The organism is Pseudomonas sp. ANT_H4 (assembly GCF_008369295.1).
In the GTDB taxonomy this organism is placed as follows: Bacteria; Pseudomonadota; Gammaproteobacteria; order Pseudomonadales; family Pseudomonadaceae; genus Aquipseudomonas.
Map to the genome: position 1 here is coordinate 110799 of NZ_VOBG01000006.1, position 20457 is coordinate 131255.

General features: G+C 59.3%; 21 protein-coding genes. 13 read left to right on the forward strand and 8 right to left on the reverse strand.

The genetic code is table 11. The features are described from left to right. Window positions 1-23: 23 nt before the first annotated feature. Window positions 24-275, reverse strand: a complete 252-nt coding sequence (locus FQ182_RS09805; RefSeq protein ID WP_149411456.1) for a hypothetical protein — start codon at window positions 273-275, stop codon at window positions 24-26. Window positions 276-432: 157 nt separating this feature from the next. Between FQ182_RS09805 and FQ182_RS09810 the strand changes: the two genes are divergently transcribed. From FQ182_RS09810 to FQ182_RS09825, 4 genes are all read left to right on the forward strand, one after another. Continuing rightward, the gene (locus FQ182_RS09810; protein ID WP_149411457.1) at window positions 433-909 is read left to right on the forward strand and encodes a PaaI family thioesterase; all 477 of its coding nucleotides are present in this window, start codon (window positions 433-435) and stop codon (window positions 907-909) included. After that, a complete protein-coding gene (locus FQ182_RS09815) occupies window positions 906-1370 on the forward strand; it encodes a PaaI family thioesterase (RefSeq protein ID WP_149411458.1) in 465 nt (154 codons plus the stop codon). Before FQ182_RS09810 ends, FQ182_RS09815 begins: the two co-directional genes overlap by 4 nt. Before the next feature lie 90 nt (window positions 1371-1460). Then, window positions 1461-3365 (forward strand): molecular chaperone HtpG, encoded by a 1905-nt coding sequence (gene htpG, locus FQ182_RS09820; RefSeq protein ID WP_149411459.1) that lies wholly within the window; start codon window positions 1461-1463, stop codon window positions 3363-3365. A 67-nt stretch (window positions 3366-3432) separates the two neighbouring features. Further along, window positions 3433-4161 (forward strand): dienelactone hydrolase family protein, encoded by a 729-nt coding sequence (locus tag FQ182_RS09825; RefSeq protein ID WP_149411460.1) that lies wholly within the window; start codon window positions 3433-3435, stop codon window positions 4159-4161. A gap of 143 nt (window positions 4162-4304) precedes the next feature. Here the strand turns inward: FQ182_RS09825 and FQ182_RS09830 are convergent, their stop codons facing one another. Both FQ182_RS09830 and FQ182_RS09835 read right to left on the reverse strand, forming a co-directional pair. Beyond that, the gene (locus FQ182_RS09830; RefSeq protein WP_149411461.1) at window positions 4305-5177 is read right to left on the reverse strand and encodes a pirin family protein; all 873 of its coding nucleotides are present in this window, start codon (window positions 5175-5177) and stop codon (window positions 4305-4307) included. A gap of 64 nt (window positions 5178-5241) precedes the next feature. Further along, complete coding sequence (locus tag FQ182_RS09835; RefSeq protein ID WP_149411462.1) at window positions 5242-5670, reverse strand: OsmC family protein; 429 nt, start codon at window positions 5668-5670, stop codon at window positions 5242-5244. A 116-nt stretch (window positions 5671-5786) separates the two neighbouring features. On the opposite strand from FQ182_RS09835, the gene FQ182_RS09840 reads away from it, so the two are divergent. The 4 genes from FQ182_RS09840 (at window position 5787) to FQ182_RS30880 (ending at window position 9133) form a co-directional block, all read left to right on the forward strand. Continuing rightward, window positions 5787-6827, forward strand: coding sequence for an amidohydrolase family protein (locus FQ182_RS09840; protein ID WP_371923869.1), 1041 nt, complete (start codon window positions 5787-5789; stop codon window positions 6825-6827). Window positions 6828-6905: 78 nt separating this feature from the next. Continuing rightward, window positions 6906-7370: a DUF3859 domain-containing protein gene (locus FQ182_RS09845; protein ID WP_149411464.1), complete on the forward strand. Its 465-nt coding sequence runs from the start codon at window positions 6906-6908 to the stop codon at window positions 7368-7370. Window positions 7371-7507: 137 nt separating this feature from the next. Beyond that, window positions 7508-8074: an MCP four helix bundle domain-containing protein gene (locus FQ182_RS30875; RefSeq protein WP_371923865.1), complete on the forward strand. Its 567-nt coding sequence runs from the start codon at window positions 7508-7510 to the stop codon at window positions 8072-8074. 15 nt (window positions 8075-8089) lie between these two features. Further along, window positions 8090-9133: a methyl-accepting chemotaxis protein gene (locus FQ182_RS30880; protein ID WP_371923866.1), complete on the forward strand. Its 1044-nt coding sequence runs from the start codon at window positions 8090-8092 to the stop codon at window positions 9131-9133. 67 nt (window positions 9134-9200) lie between these two features. On the opposite strand, the gene fabB is transcribed toward FQ182_RS30880, so the two are convergent. From fabB to FQ182_RS09875, 5 genes are all read right to left on the reverse strand, one after another. After that, window positions 9201-10421, reverse strand: a complete 1221-nt coding sequence (gene fabB, locus FQ182_RS09855) for a beta-ketoacyl-ACP synthase I (protein WP_149411465.1) — start codon at window positions 10419-10421, stop codon at window positions 9201-9203. Window positions 10422-10432: 11 nt separating this feature from the next. Next, on the reverse strand, window positions 10433-10948 hold the full coding sequence (gene fabA / locus FQ182_RS09860; protein WP_133099048.1) for a 3-hydroxyacyl-[acyl-carrier-protein] dehydratase FabA: 516 nt from the start codon (window positions 10946-10948) through the stop codon (window positions 10433-10435). A gap of 248 nt (window positions 10949-11196) precedes the next feature. After that, window positions 11197-13098, reverse strand: a complete 1902-nt coding sequence (locus FQ182_RS09865) for an ATP-binding protein (RefSeq protein WP_149411466.1) — start codon at window positions 13096-13098, stop codon at window positions 11197-11199. Beyond that, window positions 13095-14027: an ABC transporter substrate-binding protein gene (locus tag FQ182_RS09870; protein WP_371923867.1), complete on the reverse strand. Its 933-nt coding sequence runs from the start codon at window positions 14025-14027 to the stop codon at window positions 13095-13097. The genes FQ182_RS09865 and FQ182_RS09870 overlap by 4 nt, the downstream gene beginning before the upstream one ends. Before the next feature lies 1 nt (window position 14028). After that, window positions 14029-16149 carry a TonB-dependent siderophore receptor gene (locus FQ182_RS09875; RefSeq protein WP_149411467.1) on the reverse strand — a complete coding sequence of 707 codons (2121 nt, stop codon included), beginning with the start codon at window positions 16147-16149 and terminating at the stop codon, window positions 14029-14031. Window positions 16150-16344: 195 nt separating this feature from the next. Between FQ182_RS09875 and FQ182_RS09880 the strand changes: the two genes are divergently transcribed. The 5 genes from FQ182_RS09880 (at window position 16345) to FQ182_RS09900 (ending at window position 20401) form a co-directional block, all read left to right on the forward strand. Next, on the forward strand, window positions 16345-17370 hold the full coding sequence (locus FQ182_RS09880; protein WP_149411468.1) for an NAD(P)H-dependent glycerol-3-phosphate dehydrogenase: 1026 nt from the start codon (window positions 16345-16347) through the stop codon (window positions 17368-17370). Between the two features lie 10 nt (window positions 17371-17380). Further along, window positions 17381-17728, forward strand: coding sequence for a DUF4389 domain-containing protein (locus FQ182_RS09885; RefSeq protein ID WP_149411469.1), 348 nt, complete (start codon window positions 17381-17383; stop codon window positions 17726-17728). After that, on the forward strand, window positions 17725-18174 hold the full coding sequence (gene sixA / locus FQ182_RS09890) for a phosphohistidine phosphatase SixA (RefSeq protein WP_149411470.1): 450 nt from the start codon (window positions 17725-17727) through the stop codon (window positions 18172-18174). The genes FQ182_RS09885 and sixA overlap by 4 nt, the downstream gene beginning before the upstream one ends. Before the next feature lie 86 nt (window positions 18175-18260). Then, window positions 18261-19928 (forward strand): AMP-binding protein, encoded by a 1668-nt coding sequence (locus FQ182_RS09895; RefSeq protein ID WP_149411471.1) that lies wholly within the window; start codon window positions 18261-18263, stop codon window positions 19926-19928. 29 nt (window positions 19929-19957) lie between these two features. Beyond that, the gene (locus FQ182_RS09900) at window positions 19958-20401 is read left to right on the forward strand and encodes a hotdog fold thioesterase (protein ID WP_149411472.1); all 444 of its coding nucleotides are present in this window, start codon (window positions 19958-19960) and stop codon (window positions 20399-20401) included. The last annotated feature ends 56 nt before the right edge of the window (window positions 20402-20457 follow it).

Consider the following 20457-nt stretch of genomic DNA (forward strand, 5'->3'; position numbering starts at 1 on the left):
CCACGGCATTCAAGTCGTCAGACTCAAGAACCGGTTGCAGGCGTAGCAGGAGCACTTTCTTTGGCCGCTGCTGCGTCAGATTCAGCTTTGGCTTTGGCGGCTTCAGCGTTTTCTTTTGCAGCGTCGTTCACTTTATTCTGAGCTTCGCTCATTTTTTCTTGAGCTTGTTCAGCATGTTGGTTGGCATCCTGAGCTTTGTCCTCGGATTTTTTATCGCAGGCAGCGAGGCCAAGGGCAGCGGCCAACATCAAGGAAACAGCTAAAGTCTTGCGCATGGGTGTTTCTCCTTAGTGAAGATATCTACTGGCCTTTCGAGCCTAAGGTGTACGTATTAGTTCCTTTAATCCCACAGATATATAAGCCGCGTCGCAAAGGAACTTTCTTCGGGGAGAAAAACTCCGCCGGATCAACACTAATAAGAGTCTCTATCGAATGACCGACAACCCTATTTTAGAGCGTGCGGTACGCTTTGTTTCAGCCTTGCGCCATTGTCAGGTGCTGGGTATCGAGGTTCATGACGCCAGCGCGGACGGCATGACCCTGCTCCTGCCGTACAGCGCGCACATTGTCGGGGACCCACAAACCGGTGTGATCCATGGTGGTGCCCTCACATCCTTGATGGACACGGCCTGTGGCATGGCCACTTTGTGCGTTCTTGCGGAGTTCGAGGTGTGTCCGACCCTGGACTTGCGCATCGACTACATGCACCCGGCTGAGCCCCACCAACCGGTTTTCGGCTTTGCCCAATGTTACCGGGTGACCACCGACGTGATCTTCACCCGTGGCTTTGCCTATCAGGGTGACCCGCAGCAACCGATTGCCCATGTGGTGGGCACCTATATGCGCATGGGCAAGCGGCTCAAGGGCACTCAAGGCCTTGGTAGCACCATCAAGGGAGAACAGGCATGACCTACCAATTCAGGACTCGGATGGAACAGGCCTACAAGCGCGGCGACTACGAGGCGCTGCTCAACCTGATTCCCTACGCCAAACTGATCGGCATCGAATGCACCCGCTTGGGGGACGAGTTGTTGTTCCGCATGCCCGCCAACAAGGACAACATTGGTAACCCGATATTGCCGGCGATCCATGGCGGCGTGATCGCAGGCTTTATGGAGCTGTCGGCGGCGCTGCATTTACTGGTGTTTACCGGTGCGCCCTGCCTTGAAAAAAACATACCGAAAATCATCGATTTTTCTCTCGATTACCTGCGTGCCGGGCAGTTTCGCGACACCTACGCCAAATGCCAGGTGTGGCGCCAGGGTCGACGGGTGGCCAATGTGGCGATTACCGCTTGGCAAAGTACCCAAGCCGAACCCATCGCCACCGCCCGGGCCCATTTCAAGATCCAGGAGCATGACTGCCCTTGAAATCCTGCTCTTAGCCCCCAACTTTGATGACAACCCGCCGCCAACCCTCAAGGGCGCGGCCACTGCCATCCAAGTTGGAGTTTGATGACCATGAGTGTGGAAACTCAAAAGGAAACCCTGGGCTTCCAGACCGAGGTGAAGCAACTGCTGCACCTCATGATCCATTCGCTGTATTCCAACAAGGAAATTTTCCTTCGCGAATTGATCTCGAACGCCTCTGACGCTGTCGACAAATTACGTTTCGAAGCCCTGTCCAAGCCAGAGTTGCTGGAAGGCGGCGCGGAACTGAAAATCCGTGTGAGCTACGACAAGGACGCGAAAACCGTCACCCTCGAAGACAACGGTATTGGCATGAGCCGCGACGATGCGATCACCCATCTGGGGACCATCGCCAAATCCGGCACCGCTGATTTCATGAAGAACCTGTCGGGCGACCAGAAGAAAGACTCGCACCTGATTGGCCAGTTCGGCGTGGGCTTCTACTCGGCCTTCATCGTTGCTGACCAGGTCGAAGTGTTCAGCCGCCGTGCTGGCCTTGCGGCGAGCGAAGGCGTGCACTGGTCTTCCAAGGGCGAGGGCGAGTTTGAAATCGCCACCGTCGACAAGGCTGACCGTGGGACCCGCATCGTCCTGCACCTGAAGTCCGCTGAAGACGAGTTCGCCGATGGCTGGCGTCTGCGCAACATCATCAAGAAGTACTCCGACCACATCGCCCTGCCGATCGAGTTGCCGAAAGAACAAGCAGCGGCCGAAGGTGACGACGCTCCTGCCCAGGAGTGGGAGGTCGTTAACCGCGCCAGTGCCCTGTGGACCCGTTCTCGTACCGAAGTCAAAGACGAGGAATACCAGGAGTTCTACAAGCACATCGCTCATGACTACGAGAACCCGCTGAGCTGGAGCCACAACAAGGTCGAAGGCAAGCTGGAATACAGCTCGTTGCTCTACGTACCGGCCCGAGCTCCGTTTGACCTGTACCAACGCGAAGCGCCCAAAGGCCTGAAGCTGTACGTGCAGCGCGTGTTCGTCATGGATCAGGCGGAATCCTTCCTGCCGCTGTACCTGCGCTTTATCAAAGGCGTGGTCGACTCCAACGATCTGTCGCTGAACGTGTCGCGGGAAATCCTGCAGAAAGACCCGATCATCGACTCCATGAAGTCGGCGCTGACCAAGCGCGTACTCGACATGCTGGAAAAACTGGCGAAGAACGAGCCTGAGCAATACCAGGGCTTCTGGAAAAACTTCGGCCAGGTCATGAAAGAAGGCCCGGCAGAGGATTTTGCCAACAAGGAAAAAATTGCCGGCCTGCTGCGTTTTGCTTCCACCCAGGGCGATGACGGCGAGCAGAATGTTTCCTTGACCGAGTACTTGGCACGCGCCAAGGAAGGTCAGGACAAGATTTACTACCTGAGCGGTGAAACCTACGCCCAGGTCAAGAACAGCCCGCATCTGGAAGTCTTCCGCAAGAAAGGCATCGAAGTGCTGCTGCTCACCGACCGTATCGACGAGTGGCTGATGAGCTACCTCAGCGATTTCGACGGCAAGAGCTTTGTCGACGTGGCCCGTGGCGACCTGGACTTGGGCAACCTGGATTCGGAAGAAGACAAGAAGGCCGCCGAGGAAGTTGCCAAGACCAAAGAAGGTCTGGTTGAGCGGATCAAGACCGCCCTGGGCGATGCTGTCAGCGAAGTGCGGGTTTCCCACCGGTTGACCGATTCCCCGGCGATCCTGGCCATTGGCGAGCAGGACCTGGGCATGCAGATGCGTCAGATCCTGGAAGCCAGCGGTCAGAAGGTTCCGGATTCCAAGCCGATCTTCGAATTTAACCCGGCGCACCCGCTGATCGAGAAGCTCGATGCCGAGCAGAGCGAAGAACGTTTTGGCGACCTGTCGCACATCCTCTTCGACCAGGCAGCCCTGGCTGCTGGGGACGGCTTGAAAGATCCGGCCGCCTATGTGCGCCGACTGAACAAGCTGTTGGTTGAACTGTCGGTTTAACACCGTTGTTAGAAAACCCCGCTTCGGCGGGGTTTTTCGTTCTAGTGCCTACCAACCGGAGTAAATGATGAGCCAAGTCACCGTGCGTTCCGTGGTCTATCAGATTGATGGCCAGTCTTATGAAAGCCGTCTGGCCTTTGATGCCAGCCACAAGGGGCCGCTGCCGGGCCTGTTGATGGCACCGAACTGGATGGGTGTCAGTGCGGGTGCCGAGGAGATCGCCAAGACCGTGGCCGGCAAGGGCTATGTGGTGCTGATCGCAGACCTGTACGGGCAAAGCGTTCGCCCTTCAAACGGCGATGAAGCCGGTGCAGCGATGATGCCGTTGAAAAATGACCGGGCATTGCTGAACAAGCGTATGCAGGCGGCCCTTGAGCAGTTGCAAGGGCAGGCGCAAGTGGCGGTAGATACCTCAAGGCTGGCGACGTTTGGTTTCTGCTTTGGTGGGTGTTGCTCCCTGGAGCTGGCCCGTACCGGCGCGTCGTTGAAGGCCGCCGTTTCGTTCCACGGCACCCTCGACACGCCGAATCCAGCCGATGCGAAGAACATCAAGGGCTCGGTACTGGTAATGCATGGTGCATCCGATCCTTTGGTGCCCAAAGAGCAACTGCCGGCGTTTGAAGATGAAATGAACGCTGCGGGTGTGGATTGGCAACTGCTGAGCTACGGTGGGGCGGTGCATTCCTTTACCGATCCCGATGCGAATGTGCCGGGCAAGATGATGTATGACGCCAAGACGGCTGGCCGCGCGTTTTTGTCGATGCATAACTTGCTGGATGAAGTGTTCAAGGGCTGATCGTTGGCCTTATCGCGGTACAGGTATCTACACATCTGTTGAGGTTGCTGATAGCTGGAGGGCAGGTTTTAGGGGGCGATTGAGTACATGTCCGTTACCGAAATAACGGATATGTACCCAGCCCACCAGCAGCCACAAATTTTTCAAGCCTTGTTCCCAGGCAACTCAATCCGCTCACTTTCCCCCGGCACCGTCGGCCAATCCCCGGCCGCCCAGCGCTGCCGAGCCTGTTCGATCAGCGCCGGATCACTGGCGACAAAATTCCAATTGATTCGCCTCGGCCCATCCAGCGGCGCGCCACCGAATACCACGAGATGGCAAGCAGTTTCGGCAAACAGCGCCATTGTTTCGCCTGCCGGTAAAATCACCAGGCTATGGACCTCCAAGGCCTCGCCATCAAGCTGCGCCTCACCCTCCAGCACATACACCGCCCGCTCCTCATGCTCGTGGGGGATCAGCAAGGTCGTGGCCGTCTGCATCTGCACCTCAGCGTACAGGGTTGGCGACAACACCGGCACCGGCGACTCCAGGCAGAAGCCGCTGCCAGCAATCAGGCGGATCTTTACCCCAAGGTTGTCACTCATGGGCAGGCTGGCGGCCGAGTGATGGCTGTAATGCCCCGGCCCTTGTTCGTGTTCCTTGGGAGAGGCCAGCCACACTTGTAGCCCATGCAGGCTGAAACCTCTGGCCTTGAGGGCTTCTGGCGTGCGCTCAACGTGGGCAATGGCGCTGCCGGCAGTCATCCAGCTGACATCTCCGGCCTTGACCACTTGATCGGAACCCAGGCTGTCCTTGTGCAGGAGTTCGCCTTCAAACAGGTAGGTGAGGGTGGAGAGACCAATATGGGGATGCTGCCGAATATTCATGCCGCTGCCCGGTGCGTAGCGGGTTTCCAGCATATGGTCAAAGAACACGAAAGGACCGACGCTACGGCATTGCCTTGAAGGCAGCGGGCGCAGGATCGGTTGGCCCTCGACATCCTCGGCGCGAGGGCGAATCACGGTCACAGTGGTCATGGTACATCCCAATCTGAGCGGGGTTGATGAGGCTGAGCATAACCCGCTCGATGGGATGTTGGCTCTATTGGCTGAAGGCACCTTCCGAGAGCTTGGTCTCGATGATGACGTCGGTAGTGGTCATCAGCTTGTGTACCGGGCAGCGATCGGCTACGCGATGCAGTTCGTCGCGTTGGTCGTCGGTCAGCACGCCCTTGAGGGTCAGCTTGACGTTGAGTTTGTATTTGCCCTTTTGCTCTTCGCTGCTGTCATGGGTGACTTCGACGGTGACGCCGGTCAGCGGGATGTCCTTTTTCTGCGCATAGAGCTTGAGGGTCAAGGCCTTGCAGGCGCCGAGGGCCGCGTCGAAGTAGTCATGAGGGGAGGGCGCGGAGTCTTCGCCGCCCAGGCTCTTGGGCAGGTCGGTAAACAACTCATGCTTTTCATTGCCATCAGCAATCTCGATGCTGTGGCGAAAGCCTTTGTCGGATTCGGTATTCACGGTAACAGGCATGGCGAACCTCATTAGGTGGCAGGATGAAGGTCATGCAGTTATAGAGCATGCTGGCACCCGGGTGTTCCCTGCTTTTTTGTCGCTGAACCCGGACGGGCGGCCAGGGGTCTACCTGTATTCGTCCTTATCGAGGTTTTCCCGTGCCCTGGACCCGCTTGAGTATTGCCCTGTTGCTGGCCACCATCAGCGTTGCCACCCAAGCGCGCGACTACAGCTACAGCGACGCGCACCTGCATTACGTCGACTTCTTCCAGGAGACGGCAGGCATGGACAAGTTGCTCAAGGCCATGGCTGAGAATCGTATTGAGCATGTGATGATTTCCGGCGTCCCAGTGGCAAAGAAATGGCACGAAGACGAGCCCAAACGTCCGCGCTACTACGCTGGTGACGACGCCGATGCCTACTGGTACAGCGCCACGGATGTAATCGTCGCGGCGGCAGTGAATAAACTGACACCCGAACAACGCCAGTATTTCCACCCGTTCCTTACAGGGTTCAACCCCAACGACAAGAATTCCGCCTCCCATATCCAGCGCATGCTCGACCTCAATCCCGGCCTGTGGCAGGGCATTGGGGAAGTCTTCACTCGCCACGATGACCTGACCGCCCTGACATCGGGCGATACCCCACGGGCCAACAACGAAGCCATGACTCGGATTTATCATTTGGCCGCCGAAAATGATCTGCCAGTGATGCTGCATTCCAATATCACTTCCAAACGTGAGCGCAATCCGCTGTACCTGGCGGAAATGGAAGAACCGCTGCGCAATCACCCCCATACACGGTTTATCTGGGCCCACGCTGGCACCAGCATGGAGATCCATCGCCACCAGACGCAGTTGGAGTTCCTCCTGCCGACCCTGACTCGGATGCTGGAGGCGTATCCCAATCTGTACATTGACCTATCCTGGAGCGTGCTCACGCCTTACTTGCTGGATGGCGCGGGAAAGCCACGTCCAGAGTGGGTAAAGCTGGTGGAGCGCTTCCCGGAGCGCTTCATGCTGGGTTCCGACGTGGTAGGGCGCTTCAGCAAACTGGGTAAGAAGATGCGCAGCTTTGATCCGTTTCTTGATGCACTGCCTGAAGACGTTGCGAGAAAGGTCGCCCGAGATAACTTCCTGGCGATTTTGCCCAATGTGGGAGCTGTCGAGCCTTAGCGAGGCTGACAGCTCCTTGGTCATCTTCCCGTCACACCCGTGTCATAAGCTCCCGCCATCTTAATCAAGGAGCGCACCATGCATTTCACCCGTACAAGCGCCCTGGCGGCGCTGATGATGATCAGCAGCCTGGCCAGTGCCGAAGTCCGTATCGAAGGCCCGGTGGAATACGGCGTGTTTGACGGCCCAAAAGCCGCGCTGCAATCGGGGGAGCGCGTGTTGCGCCGCAGCAACGAACAGATCCAATCCAGCGAAGTGGTCCCCGCCAAGCTGGGCACCAAGTTCGGCCTGCGCTATCAGTTGGTCGGCAAAGTGGCTGAAGACACGCCGCTGACCCTGCTCTACTTCACCCCCGGCATCCGTACGCCCGACGGTGTTCTCCATGACAAGTTTGAAGTCACGCAGAAACTGGTGCCCGGTGCACCTCAGGATGTGATGGCCTACGAGTTCACCGAGAGCCACGAAGTGGTGCCGGGAGAATGGCGTTTCATGGTGTTCCAGGGTGACCGCCTGCTGACGCAAAAGAGCTTTACCGTCCGCTGAGTCGCCACAGCATTGGCCGCGAGCGGCTAATGCGTTTTGATATCGCGTTTTCGTCTTACGCAAAGTTCACAAGGCGCCGATACCTTTCAAGAGCAACCCGCTGCAGGTAGATGCAGCGCTTTTGGAAGGAGCCAATGATGAGTATCAGAAGTCTGAATATCGCCCCCCGGGCAGGTCTGAGGTTTGGTTTGCTGGCGTTGATGGTGTTTGCCCTGGGCGGACTCGCCTTGCAGCAGATGGCCAATATGCGTGAACAGTCGAGTCAGGTGGAAACCAACTGGCTGCCCAGTGTGATGGCTGTCGGGGACATGAGTCAGGACCTGCTGCGGGTGCGGGCCTTGACCTTGCGCTTGCTGATCAATCGCGACCCCCTGGTGCTGGCGCAAAATGAACAGAAAATCATCGACATTAAAAACGGCCTGCACGCCGCTCAGTCGCTGTATCAAGGGTTGATTGTTCTGCCCGAAGAGACGGTGCTGTTCGACCGCTTTAAAACCGAGCAGCAGCAATACCTGCAACGCCAAGAGCAAGTCATGGCGTTTTCCCGACAAAACCAGTTGGAAGATGCGATCAAGGTCGCCAATGGTGAGATGAATCACGTGGCCGATGAAATGGCCGGCACCCTGCGCGAACTGGTCAATCTCAACAAGGTTAACGCCAATCAGGCGGCGACTTTGGCCCAGCACATGTTCAGCCAATCCTGAGGCTGGGTGATCGGCATGATTGCCGCGACGACCCTGATCACGATCGGCCTGGCGTTGTTGTTGACTCGCAGTATTGTGCTGCCACTCTCCCAGTCGTTGAAAGTCGCCCAGGGCGTAGCCAGTGGCGATCTCACAGCTGAGATTACCGTCAGCGGCAAGGGCGAGCCGGCGCGCTTGCAACAGGCGCTCAAGAGCATGCAGGAGAACCTGCGGGAAACCATCCGGCGCATCTTGGACTCATCCAATCAGTTGGCGTGCGCCTCCGAAGAGCTCAGTTGTGTCCCTGAAGACGCAACCCGTGGCCTGCATCAGCAAAGCCAGGAAATCGAACAGGCGGCCACTGCGGTCAACCAGATGACGGCGGCGGTGGAGGAGGTGGCGAGCAATGCGGTGGCGACTTCCCAAGCGTCCCGCGAGTCTGATCGCATTGCCCAGCAGGGGCGCGAACAGGTGCATCAGACCGTGCTGTCCATTGAGTCCCTGGCTGACGACGTAGCCGCCAACGCCACGCAGGTCGAGGATCTGGCGCAAAAGGTCTATGGCATCAGCAAGGTGTTGGACGTGATCCGTTCGATTGCCGAACAGACCAACCTGCTGGCGCTCAACGCCGCCATCGAAGCGGCGCGGGCCGGGGATGCCGGGCGCGGGTTTGCCGTGGTGGCCGATGAAGTGCGGGCGCTGGCCCATCGCACCCAGCAGTCGACCCAGGAAATCGAGCAGATGATCAGCGGGATTCAACAGGGCACCGATCAGGCCGTCAGCTCCATGCAGCAGAGCAACAGCCGGGCACGTTCAACCCTGGATATTGCCAAGTCGGCGGGCATGGCACTGGAGGAGATTGCCTCGGTGTTTACCCTGATCAACGAGCGCAATCTGGTAATCGCCAGTGCCTCGGAGCAGCAGGCGGCGGTGGCGCGGGAGGTGGATCGCAATTTGATGAACATCCGCGACTTGGCGCAGCAGACGTCGGCGGGGGCCAATCAGACCAGCGAGGCGAGTCAGGAGTTGTCGAGGTTGGCGGTGGATCTTAATACGATGGTGGCGCGGTTTTCGGTGTGATTCATTTACCACAATAAAAAACGCCCCGAATCAGTCGGGGCGTTTTCATATGATCAAGCTGCGGGGCTTACTTGCCCTGCCAGCGTTTCAGCACCAGTGTGGCGTTGGTGCCACCGAAGCCGAAGCTGTTGCTCATCACGGTGTTGATGGTTGCATTTTCACGGGTCTTGGTCAGGATCGGCATGTCAGCCACTTCCGGGTCCAGTTCCTCGATGTTGGCAGAACCTGCCATGAAGTTGCCTTCCATCATCAGCAGGCAGTAGATCGCTTCGTGAACGCCGGCGGCGCCCAGGGAGTGACCCGACAAGCTCTTGGTAGAGCTGATGGCGGGAGCCTTGTCGCCGAACACTGCACGTACGCCTTCCATTTCCTTGGCGTCGCCGACTGGAGTCGAGGTGCCGTGGGTGTTCAGGTAGTCGATCGGGCCGTCAACGGTAGCCATGGCCATCTGCATGCAGCGGATGGCGCCTTCGCCGCTTGGCGCAACCATGTCGTAGCCATCGGAAGTAGCGCCGTAACCGACGATTTCCGCGTAGATCTTCGCGCCACGGGCCAGAGCGTGTTCCAGCTCCTCGACCACCACCATGCCGCCGCCGCCGGCGATGACGAAACCGTCACGCTTGGCGTCATAGGCACGGGAGGCCTTTTGCGGGGTATCGTTGTACTGGGTGGACAGGGCGCCCATGGCGTCGAACAGGAACGACTGGCTCCAATGTTCTTCTTCACCGCCGCCGGCGAACACGATGTCCTGCTTGCCCAACTGGATCTGCTCGACCGCGTTACCAATGCAGTGAGCACTGGTGGCACAAGCGGAGGAGATCGAGTAGTTCACGCCCTTGATCTTGAACGGCGTGGCCAGACAGGCGGAAACGGTGCTGCCCATGGTCCGCGTGACGCGGTACGGGCCAACGCGCTTGACGCCTTTCTCGCGCAGGATGTCCAGCGCTTCCATCTGGTTCAAGGTCGATGCGCCACCGGAACCTGCGATCAGACCGGTGCGCGGGTTGGAAACCTGCTCGTCGGTCAGACCGGAGTCGGTGATCGCATCCCTCATGGCCAGATAGGCATAGGCGGCGGCGTGGCCGACGAAGCGATAGATCTTGCGATCGATCAGCTCTTCGAGGGGCAGGTCGATGGAGCCGGAAACCTGGCTACGCAGACCCATTTCGGCATATTCCGGGTTGAAACGGATGCCAGGGCGACTTGCACGCAGGTTAGCGGAGACGGTCTCTTTGTCATTGCCCAGGCACGAAACGATGCCCAGACCAGTGATAACGACGCGGCGCATGCGGATAACCCTTAAAAGTTGTCAGTGGAAGTAAATACGCCGACCCGAAGGCCTTCGGCAGTATAAATCTCGCGACCGTCGACAGTCACCGAACCATCGGCAATAGCCAGGTTCAGCTTGCCCTTGAGGACGCGCTTGATGTGAATGTTGTATGTGACCTTCTTGGCGGTCGGCAAGACCTGACCAAAGAACTTCACTTCGCCCGAACCCAAGGCGCGACCACGGCCCGGCAGACCTTGCCAGCCGAGGTAAAACCCGACCAACTGCCACATGGCGTCGAGGCCCAGGCAACCTGGCATGACCGGATCGCCTTCGAAATGGCAGGCGAAAAACCACAGGTCAGGGGTGATATCCAGCTCGGCGACCAATTCACCTTTGCCGTACTTGCCACCTTCTTCGCTGATATGGGTGATGCGATCCACCATCAACATGTTCGGGGCGGGCAGTTGCGCGTTACCTGGGCCGAATAGCTCACCGCGACCGCAGCGCAGCAGGTCTTCCCGAGTAAAGGCGTTTTGTTTGGTCATGCGAGCTCCTCAATAGTCCCATGCGGCAGGGTAGGGCAAATCTTCCCGACCGACTGAAGCGTTCATGCCTCACATCGGCAGCCTACACATAGACTATTGCGTTGTAGTGAAAGTCACAGCGTCAAGGTCATGAATGTACACTTGTGCACTGAAATTTTAAACCGGGCCGGTTTACGGGCCCGTTCGGGTGCCTAAGACTGCCGCACTTTCGCCTTTCACGCCAGTCGCAGTTGGCTGACGATGCCGATCTAATGAACCCACCGTTGTAAGATTTGCTGTAAATCCGTGCGTTTGAACGGCTTGGACAGGTAATCGTTCATTCCCGCGGCCAAACAGGCTTCCCGATCACCCTGCAAGGCGTTGGCGGTCAGGGCGATGATGGGCAGGTCGGCGCATCCGGGCAATTGGCGAATCTGCCGGGTGGCCTCGTAACCGTCGATCACCGGCAGCCGGCAGTCCATCAGGATCGCAGTAAAAATCAGGCTCTCGGCACTGCGAATCGCCTCGGCGCCATCAGTGGCGATACTGACCTCAAACCCCAGGCTGCGCAGCATGGCTTCGACCACCGTGCGGTTGACGGGGTTATCCTCCACCAGCAGGACATTGCGCCCGCCGCCCGCACTGGCTTTGCCTTCGGCATTCGGCGCGATGACCGGCAGGCTCTGTTGGTAGATCGCCAAGGGGATTTCAAGGGTGAACACCGAACCTTGGCCTTCTTCGCTTTGGGCCCGCAAGGTGCCGCCCATCCGTTCGGCGAGGGTGCGGGCAATAGGCAGGCCCAGGCCGGTACCGCCGTAACGTCTTGAAATGGAACTGTCCGCTTGCTGAAAGGCGTCGAACATCAGCTCCAGGCGCTCCGCCGAGATGCCAATCCCGCTGTCGCGCACGGTGCAGGTGAACCACAGCAGTTCATGGTCCAGGTTTTGCCAGTGGGGCTCGACGGTGACGGTGCCGTGCTCGGTGAACTTCAGCGCATTACCGATCAGGTTTACCAGAATCTGCCGGATGCGCGTCGGGTCGCCCTGCACGCGCAATGCATCCATGCCAGGCGCAATTCGTAACTCCAGCAACAGGCCGCGCTGCACGGCGTTGTGCTGGAAGGCCTGGGCGCAGCTGTTGATCAACTCCACCAGATTGAACGGAATGTGCTCCAGCTCCAGGGCTGCGCGCTCGATGCGCGAGAAGTCGAGGATGTCATTGATGACTTTAAGCAGGTGCTCTGTGGACTCGCAAGCCAGGGCGGCGTACTCGGTCTGCTCTTCGGTCATGGTGGTGGTTTCGAGCAGTTGCAGCATGCCCAGCACACCGTTCATCGGCGTGCGCAGTTCGTGGCTCATCATTGCCAGGAAATCGGATTTGGCATTGTTGGCCCGCTCGGCCTCTTCGCGCGTCTGGATCAACTGGGCCATGGCCTGCTGCTGTTCACGGCTGGCCTGGTGCAGGCCTTCGGCAAGGTTGTTGATGTGGCGCGACAGGTCGCCCAGCTCGGAGTCATCGACAATGGGCAGCGGGGTTTTGTAGTCCCCTTGCTGGATGGCCTTGACCGCGTTGCCCATGGCACTGATCGGTTGCGACAGGCTGGCAGCCAGGCGCCGCGCCAGCAGGAAGGTGAAGAGCAAAGCGAACAACGCGAGAATCCCTGCCTTGAAGAGGATTTCCTGTTGACGCTGGCTGAAGGCATCGTTGGACATGCCGACGATCACGCGGCCCAGATAGTCAGCGCGTGGTGCCTTGGGCTGCGCGGTGCTGTCCTGGAAAAAATCATTGCCCAGTTGGATATGTTGCAGCCGTATTGGCGCCTGGAACACTTTCACCGTCAGCGAACGGTCGTGTTTTTCCGAGGGTTGTTCGACGTAGATCAGGATGTTTTCTGTGCTGTCCTGGATTTCCAGGAAGCGCACATGAGGTGTGGCCAGGGTCGCCCGCAACAGGCTTTCCAGTACGTCGTTGTTGCCGGAGATCACCCCGTACTCGGTGGCCGGAGCCAGTTGGTTGGCGATCAGTTGGCCGGTGTGATCCAGTTCCTGGCGCAGGTCCTGAATCCGCACGAAGGTGAAGAAGCTGATCAACAGCAACGTCAGCAACAGGGCCGGGCCCAGGGTGATGAGCTGGGTGCGGGTGTTGATGTCCCAACGTCGACGCAACGTCATGGGCGTTTTTCTCCTTCGGCCAATCGGGTCGCAACGTTGGTTTCGTTCACCTGTTCGATCCCCAGCGAGCGCGCCACCTGCGCGTTGCCCACGACTTTGAAGTGTTCCGGGTACAGCGATCGCGGCCAACGGGACGGTGCATGGTCCAGCAAGCGGTCGAGGACGTTTAGCCAGTCGTTCTGGTCGCTGTAGGTGCTGGCCAGGCTGCCGGCCCTAACGAAGCCGGCGTTGGGCCCGATCAGCGGCAACTGCCTGGCGTAGCTGCTCAAGAGCAGGTTTTTCACGGTTTTTGGGTTGTACAGCTGCGGATCGTCCAGCCCCAGCAACACATCGCTGTTTTTGAACAAGGCTTGCAGCGGCCGGCTGTCGTTAATGTCGTCCCAGTGCTGGGGGACGATTTCCAGGCCCAGCGGGCTGGCGTACTGGCGCAGTTCACGCAGCAGGAACTCGCTGTCGTTGCCATACAGCACACCAATGCGCCGGGCCTGGGGCAGGATGTTGGCGATCAAGTGCAATTGCCGGTCCAGCGGTGGATCGCTCCACAGCAGGCTGATCTTGTTTGGCAGGACATTGCCCAGGCGTTGTCGGGCTTGCAGGCGGCTGATGCGCAGCACCAGAGTCGGCGGTCCCTGGGCGTCCTGCAAACGCCAGTCCAGGCTTTGCAAGTCCAGCAGGATAAGGCGGGTGCTGGCGGGCAACTGGCCGGGAGCTGGCAGGTCTTTCAGTGGCTTGAAGTCGACCTTGTCCTCGGGGCGCTGCTGGCTGAGTGCCTGGGCGAATGCCTGTACGCCGGGCCCATCTTCGGCGGCGATCAGCAGGATCTCGGCGGTCCAGGCGGGGGCAGCAAACATCAGACTGACAAGCAGCAGGCAACGCCTCCAGAAACTTGAGGAAAAGGGGGCGGTCATCCGTGACTGAGCATGGTTCATGCTACAACTCTAACTCCGCACTGAAGTAGAGCACGTGGCGCTGGTCGTAGTTATTGTTGGGCCAGGTGGTGGGCTGGTTATCGAGCCGTTGTTGCAACATGCCGGCCAGCTCCAGGTTGGCTTTGCCCAGGGCAATGCGTTTGGCCACCCGCATGTCGACCCGTTGGAAGCGATATTGGTTGAGTGCATCGTCGCCATAATAGAACAACGCACTGGACCAGCCGGCGCCCCACTCACGCATCCAGCCGGCCGAGCCGCTGTTGCGGGCTGTTTGTTGCTGGTCGAGCGGGTTGCTGGCGCTGGCGTCGACGTAAGCATAGGTCAGCCGTAGGCGGTCGGCAGTGCTTACGTGCCAGTCGAGCTGAGTTTCAGTACCGATAAAACGCGAGCTGTTGGTGTTGCTGGCAATGTACTGATTGTTGCGCAACGGTTCGCTGATCATGCCGGTGATTTCGTCATAGAACAGCTTCACATCGAGGTTTAGCCCGATGTCGGCGAAAAAGCCGTTGTAGCCCAGCTCACGGGAGCGCATCAACTCCTTGTCGAGATTACCCGGGCCGCGTGTCTTGACGAAGTACTGGCCTGAGGTCTGCCCATAGGCAGGGGAACTGAGGTTGGTGACTCGGTAGCTCCAGTTGACGTTGTTCTCGAACATGTCCGGCGAGCGGATGGCTTCGGAGTACACGGCGCGCAAGCCGTGGCGCGGGTTGATCAGGTAGTTGACCGCGACCCTTGGCGTCAGTGAGTTGCCGCTCAGGTGGGTGTTTTCGTACATCGCGCCGCCCTGCAGCAACCAGTGCTCGCTGGCGCGCCACTCCAGGTGGCCGAACAGGCGCCAGGTGGTGTCGTCGAGGGTGCCGTTAAAGTAGGTGTCGGAGTCGGCGCGGTCATAGCGGTAATTCAGGCCACTGACCAGGCGCAGGCTGTCGGACAGGCTCAGGGTGTCTTGCAGCTCCAGGTCGTAGCGGCTTTCCTTGGTGCTTTGGTCGATGTTGCCGCAGACGCTGTCTTTGCCGCCGTTTTCCCATTGACCCAGGACTTGGTTGCCCAGGGCCTGTTCGGCCGCACTGCCCGGTGGCGCGCCATTCTGGCTGAATGCGTCCATATGCCGCGCCAACTTCTCGGCATAGTTGGGATTGAGCTGCCACAGTTGCGTCAGTTCGGGGCTGAACGAGACTTTGGCATCGCAGGCTTTCCAGATTTGCCGGCGATCCCATTGCTGGGCCGAGCCCTGGATATACAGGCTGTGGTCGGGATTGAAATCGAAATTCCAGCGCAACGAGCCGGCATAGTCCTTGGCAGTGACGTCGGAATTGGTGCCGTTTTCGGTAATCCCGTCAAACACGGGTGTGTAGGTGTAGGGGCGCTGGTTGGTCCCTTCCTTGGCGCTCAATTGCCAATCGATGCTTTGTTGCTGGTTCAAGGTCTGGCTGACAGCCAGGCTGAAGCGACTCAGGCGCCTGCTGTCGCGGCGGTCGGCGCCGACACGGTCGCTGTCAAAACCATCGTCCTGTTGTCCGGACAGTGAAAGTCGCAGGTCGCCGGTTTCCCAGCCCATGCCCTGGCTGGCGTACCAGTCGTTGATCCCGCGCTCGCCCCGGATGACTTTCATCCGCGTGCCCTGGCTGTTGGCCGGTGAGCGGGTGAGGATGTTGACCACTGCCATCAGCGCGTTGGCGCCGTAGCTGACTGTGTTGGGCCCACGGAACACTTCGATGCGTTCGATATCCTCCATGGCCACCGGGATGTCGCTCCAGTCCACGGTGGCCAGGCCAGCGCGGTACACCGAGCGGCCGTCGATGAGCACCTGCATGCGCCGCGCTTCACTGGCATTGGTGCCGTGATAGTTGACGGCGGCCTGGTTGCCCGTGGTGTAGCCGACCATCATTCCCGGTACCAGCCGCAGCAGCTCGGCGATGTCCCGCGCGCCGCTGGCCTTGATCAGTTCGCTGTCGAGCACCGTCATGCTGCCAGGTACGGCAGCAGCCGACTGCTTGAGCCGGGTGGCGGTCAGGACTTGCGGCAGCGGTTGGCTGTCGAGGAAAAGATCGTCGGCAAGCAGCGGGGTGCTGAACAACAGCGCCAGAAAGAAGGATGAGCGAGGAGGAGGGCCCAAATACACGGCACGGCCTTGATAATTACGAATAGCCGCCCATGTTAACTGAGGCGGGGGCTTTTGCCAGTCGCTGCCATCGCAATTACAGTGCCTCACTCGGTCTTTTTCCGACAAGCGCGGGAAATCACACGGGGGCTGGCCGCCAGCAGGTCGGCCCGTATAATGCCGTCATCGCCACTGGTATGGATTAACGGATTGCATATGACTGAACAGCGCCCTATTGCGGTCCTGGGAGGCGGAAGTTTTGGTACCGCCGTGGCTAATCTGCTGGCTGAAAACGGTCATCAGGTACGTCAGTGGATGCGCGATCCCGAGCAGGCCGAGGCCATTCGAGTTAACCGGGAAAACCCTCGTTACCTCAAAGGCATCAAGATTCATCCCGCTGTCACGCCGGTCACCGACCTGCTGGCGACTCTGGACGCGTGCGACTTATGCTTCATCGCCCTGCCGTCCAGCGCCTTGCGTTCGGTGCTGGCGCCCCACGCCGAGCGCCTGGCCGGCAAGCTGCTGGTCAGCCTGACCAAAGGCATTGAGGCCCACACCTTCAAGCTGATGAGCGAAATCCTCGAAGAGATCGCCCCTCAAGCGCGTATCGGTGTGCTGTCCGGGCCGAATCTGGCGCGGGAAGTAGCCGAGCACGCGCTGACCGCAACGGTGGTCGCCAGCGAGGACGAGGAACTGTGTGAGCGGGTCCAGAAAGTGCTGCATGGCCGCACCTTTCGCGTCTACGCCAGTGCCGATCGTTTTGGCGTGGAGTTGGGCGGGGCGCTGAAAAACGTCTACGCGATTATTGCCGGTATGGCCGTGGCGCTGGGCATGGGGGAAAACACCAAGAGCATGCTGATTACCCGTGCTCTGGCGGAAATGACCCGTTTTGCGGTCAATCAGGGTGCCAACCCGATGACATTCCTGGGGTTGGCCGGCGTGGGTGACCTGATCGTCACCTGCTCGTCGCCGAAAAGCCGCAACTATCAGGTCGGCTTCGCCCTGGGCCAGGGTTTGAGCCTGGAAGACGCGGTAACGCGCCTGGGTGAAGTGGCCGAAGGGGTCAACACCCTGAAAGTGCTGAAAGCCAAGGCCCAGGAAGTTGGTGTCTATATGCCGTTGGTCGCCGGTTTGCATGCGATTCTGTTCGAAGGGCGCACCTTGAACCAGGTCATCGAGCTGCTGATGCGCGCCGAGCCGAAAACCGATGTCGATTTTATTTCCACCAGTGGTTTCAACTGAGGAACGCGCGATGAACGATCCGAAAACAGCACCCAAATATGAATCCATTGTCCTGCGCATCCTGTGGATGCTGGTGTTTGCCCTGGTGTGGCAAGTAGCGCAGTTCCTCCTGGGCGCGCTGGTGGTGGTGCAACTGATCTACCGCCTGGTCTATGGCGCCCCGAACCTGAGCCTGATGAACGTTGGCGACAGCCTCAGCCAGTTTCTGGCGCAGATCGGCCGTTTCGGCAGCTTCCACAGCGAGCAGAAGCCTTGGCCGTTCGCCGATTGGCCAACCCCCCGTGCTCCGGAAGGCGAAGCTGCCCACAGCGTGCCGCCGGCACCGCATCCAGTGCGTGATGAGGAACCGAAGCTATGAAAGTGTGGGTATTGCGTCACGGTGAAGCCGAGAGTCATGCCCGCAGTGATGCCGAGCGCAACCTGACCGTCCATGGCCGCGAAGAAGTATTGCGCAGTGCGGGCCATCTGATCGGCCAACCGATCAAAGCCATCATTGCCAGCCCTTATGTACGGGCGCAGCAGACGGCGCAATTGGTGCGTGAGGCGTTGGGATTTGAGCCGGGAGTACGCACGGAGCCCTGGTTGACCCCCGATTGCAGTCCGCTTCAGGTGCTGGATAAGCTCGACACCGATGACAATGTGCTGTTGGTCAGTCACCAGCCGTTGGTGGGGAGTTTGATCAGCTTCTTGCAACATGGGCACCTGCGCCAGCCGCATCCCATGAGCACTGCGAGTCTGGCGGAGCTGGAAGGGGATTTCCCGTTGGCGGGGTTGATGAGCCTCAATAGCGTCAAGAATCCCTGACCCATCGCGCTCCATTTGTGTGTGATATATAGTCAACCAAGCAAGTGCTTGGTTGGCTATCGTCGGAACACACAGGAGCGCGTCCCATGTCTGTCGCTTTTCGTTTGCCGCTGCAGGTCTTCTTCGAACGTGAAGCGCGCCATCCGCGCCAACGGTTTCTGGTCCAGCCCATCGGCGGCGGTCAAGTGCAGACCCTCACCTGGGGCGAGGTCGGCCATCAGGCCCGCTGCGCCGCGCACTGGTTGCGTTCGCGTGAACTGCCCCAGGGTTCGCATATTGCCCTGATCTCGAAAAACTGCGCCCACTGGATCATCGCCGACCTGGCGATCTGGATGGCCGGGCATGTTTCGGTGCCGCTGTATCCCAACCTCACTGCTGATTCCGTCGCCCATGTCCTGGAGCATTCCGAGGCGGCCCTGGCGTTTATCGGCAAACTGGACGACTGGCCGGCCATGGCCTGCGGCTTCAAGGCTGGCTTGCCCACCATCAGTCTGCCGCTGTGCCCCGAGGGTGACTTTGATTACACCTGGGCCGACCTGCAGGGCTGTTCACCGATCCAGGACGACCCGGCGCCTGCGGCGTCTGATTTGGCCACCATTATCTACACCTCCGGCACCACTGGGCTGCCCAAGGGCGTGATGCACAGTTTTGCCGCGCTGGGATTTGCCGCCGTGCGCGGTACCCAATTGTTCGGCCTGGGGGAGGGCGATCGCCTGCTGTCCTACTTGCCGCTGTGCCATGTGGCAGAGCGAATGTTTGTCGAGATGGCCTCGATCTACACCGGGCAGACGGTATTTTTCGCCGAAAGCCTCGACACTTTTCTTACGGATCTGCAGCGGGCCCGGCCGACGGCTTTATTCGGTGTGCCACGGATCTGGACCAAATTCCAGATGGGCGTCTACAGCAAAATCCCGGAAAAGCGCCTGGAGCGGTTGTTGAGCCTACCGTTTATCGGCAAGCACGTGGGCCACAAGGTGCTCGTCGGGCTGGGGCTGGACGCGGTGCGTGTCGCGCTTTGCGGGGCAGCACCGGTGCCCGAGGCGTTGCTGCGCTGGTACCGGCGCCTGGGCCTGGATGTACTGGAGGTCTACGGCATGACCGAAGGCTGCGGCTACTCCCATGTCTGTCGTCCCGGCCAACAGAAAATCGGCTGGATTGGCCTGCCGTGTCCGCAGGTTGAGGTGCGCATTGATCCCGCCGGGGAAGTCCAGGTGCGCAGCGGTGCGACCATGCTCGGTTACTTCAAGGACCCGGTCAAAACGGCCGAGACGATTACCGAGGACGGTTTCCTGCGTACTGGCGACAAGGGCGAGCAGGATGGTGAAGGCCGTTTGCGGCTCACCGGGCGCCTCAAGGAAATATTCAAGACCAGCAAGGGCAAATACGTGGCGCCAGCGCCCATTGAAAACCGCCTGGCGGAGCATGGGCGGATCGAGCAGGTGTGCGTCGTGGGTGATGGTATGGCTGCCCCGATGGGTCTGTGTGTGTTATCGGCGGTGGGCGTGCAAGAGGCGGCCGGTGCTGCACGTCATGCCTTGCAAGGCAGCCTGGAGCGCCTGCTGGAGGAGGTCAACCAAGTCCTGGATAAACATGAGCGCTTGCATCGACTGGTGGTGGTGAAAGACAGTTGGGCAGTGGAAAACGGTTTTCTGACCCCCACCCTGAAGATCAAGCGCAATGTGATCGAATCAAAGTACGGGTCACAGTTCCAGGCCTGGAGCGAGCGTTCCGAGGCGGTGCTGTGGCAGGATTGAGCACTCATAAAATCAATAAGGACACGTTAATGAGCCTGTGGCGCACCCTTCCCAATATCGAGCAATTGAATGGCATCCAGAAAAACACCATCGGTGAAGTGCTGGATATTCGCTTCGAAGCGTTTGACGATCAATCCCTGACCGCCAGCATGGTGATCGATCACCGCACCCATCAGCCTTATGGCCTGCTGCACGGCGGTGCCTCGGTGGTGCTGGCGGAAACCGTGGGCTCCATGGCCAGCTACCTGTGCATCGACGCCAGCAAGTTCTATTGCGTGGGCCTGGAAATCAACGCCAACCACCTGCGGGGCCTGCGTTCCGGGCGTGTCACGGCGGTGGCCAAGGCTATCCATATCGGTCGCACTACCCATGTCTGGGACATTCGCCTGACCAGCGATGAAGGCAAGACCAGTTGTGTATCGCGCCTGACGATGGCGGTGGTGCCTTTGGGCGAGAGTCCGCCGGCTCGATAGGCGTAGCATGAGTGTCATCATTCCTGGCAGTTACAGTCATTGCTGTCGGTGCCGCG

What these genes read in the sequence shown, in the direction of transcription:
- FQ182_RS09805 (WP_149411456.1), bottom strand. Translation starts at nt 275, where the DNA reads ATGCGCAAGACTTTAGCTGTTTCCTTGATGTTGGCCGCTGCCCTTGGC.
- FQ182_RS09810 (WP_149411457.1), top strand. Translation starts at nt 433, where the DNA reads ATGACCGACAACCCTATTTTAGAGCGTGCGGTACGCTTTGTTTCAGCC.
- FQ182_RS09815 (WP_149411458.1), top strand. Translation starts at nt 906, where the DNA reads ATGACCTACCAATTCAGGACTCGGATGGAACAGGCCTACAAGCGCGGC.
- htpG (WP_149411459.1), top strand. Translation starts at nt 1,461, where the DNA reads ATGAGTGTGGAAACTCAAAAGGAAACCCTGGGCTTCCAGACCGAGGTG.
- FQ182_RS09825 (WP_149411460.1), top strand. Translation starts at nt 3,433, where the DNA reads ATGAGCCAAGTCACCGTGCGTTCCGTGGTCTATCAGATTGATGGCCAG.
- FQ182_RS09830 (WP_149411461.1), bottom strand. Translation starts at nt 5,177, where the DNA reads ATGACCACTGTGACCGTGATTCGCCCTCGCGCCGAGGATGTCGAGGGC.
- FQ182_RS09835 (WP_149411462.1), bottom strand. Translation starts at nt 5,670, where the DNA reads ATGCCTGTTACCGTGAATACCGAATCCGACAAAGGCTTTCGCCACAGC.
- FQ182_RS09845 (WP_149411464.1), top strand. Translation starts at nt 6,906, where the DNA reads ATGCATTTCACCCGTACAAGCGCCCTGGCGGCGCTGATGATGATCAGC.
- FQ182_RS30875 (WP_371923865.1), top strand. Translation starts at nt 7,508, where the DNA reads ATGAGTATCAGAAGTCTGAATATCGCCCCCCGGGCAGGTCTGAGGTTT.
- FQ182_RS30880 (WP_371923866.1), top strand. Translation starts at nt 8,090, where the DNA reads ATGATTGCCGCGACGACCCTGATCACGATCGGCCTGGCGTTGTTGTTG.
- fabB (WP_149411465.1), bottom strand. Translation starts at nt 10,421, where the DNA reads ATGCGCCGCGTCGTTATCACTGGTCTGGGCATCGTTTCGTGCCTGGGC.
- fabA (WP_133099048.1), bottom strand. Translation starts at nt 10,948, where the DNA reads ATGACCAAACAAAACGCCTTTACTCGGGAAGACCTGCTGCGCTGCGGT.
- FQ182_RS09865 (WP_149411466.1), bottom strand. Translation starts at nt 13,098, where the DNA reads ATGACGTTGCGTCGACGTTGGGACATCAACACCCGCACCCAGCTCATC.
- FQ182_RS09870 (WP_371923867.1), bottom strand. Translation starts at nt 14,027, where the DNA reads ATGAACCATGCTCAGTCACGGATGACCGCCCCCTTTTCCTCAAGTTTC.
- FQ182_RS09880 (WP_149411468.1), top strand. Translation starts at nt 16,345, where the DNA reads ATGACTGAACAGCGCCCTATTGCGGTCCTGGGAGGCGGAAGTTTTGGT.
- FQ182_RS09885 (WP_149411469.1), top strand. Translation starts at nt 17,381, where the DNA reads ATGAACGATCCGAAAACAGCACCCAAATATGAATCCATTGTCCTGCGC.
- sixA (WP_149411470.1), top strand. Translation starts at nt 17,725, where the DNA reads ATGAAAGTGTGGGTATTGCGTCACGGTGAAGCCGAGAGTCATGCCCGC.
- FQ182_RS09895 (WP_149411471.1), top strand. Translation starts at nt 18,261, where the DNA reads ATGTCTGTCGCTTTTCGTTTGCCGCTGCAGGTCTTCTTCGAACGTGAA.
- FQ182_RS09900 (WP_149411472.1), top strand. Translation starts at nt 19,958, where the DNA reads ATGAGCCTGTGGCGCACCCTTCCCAATATCGAGCAATTGAATGGCATC.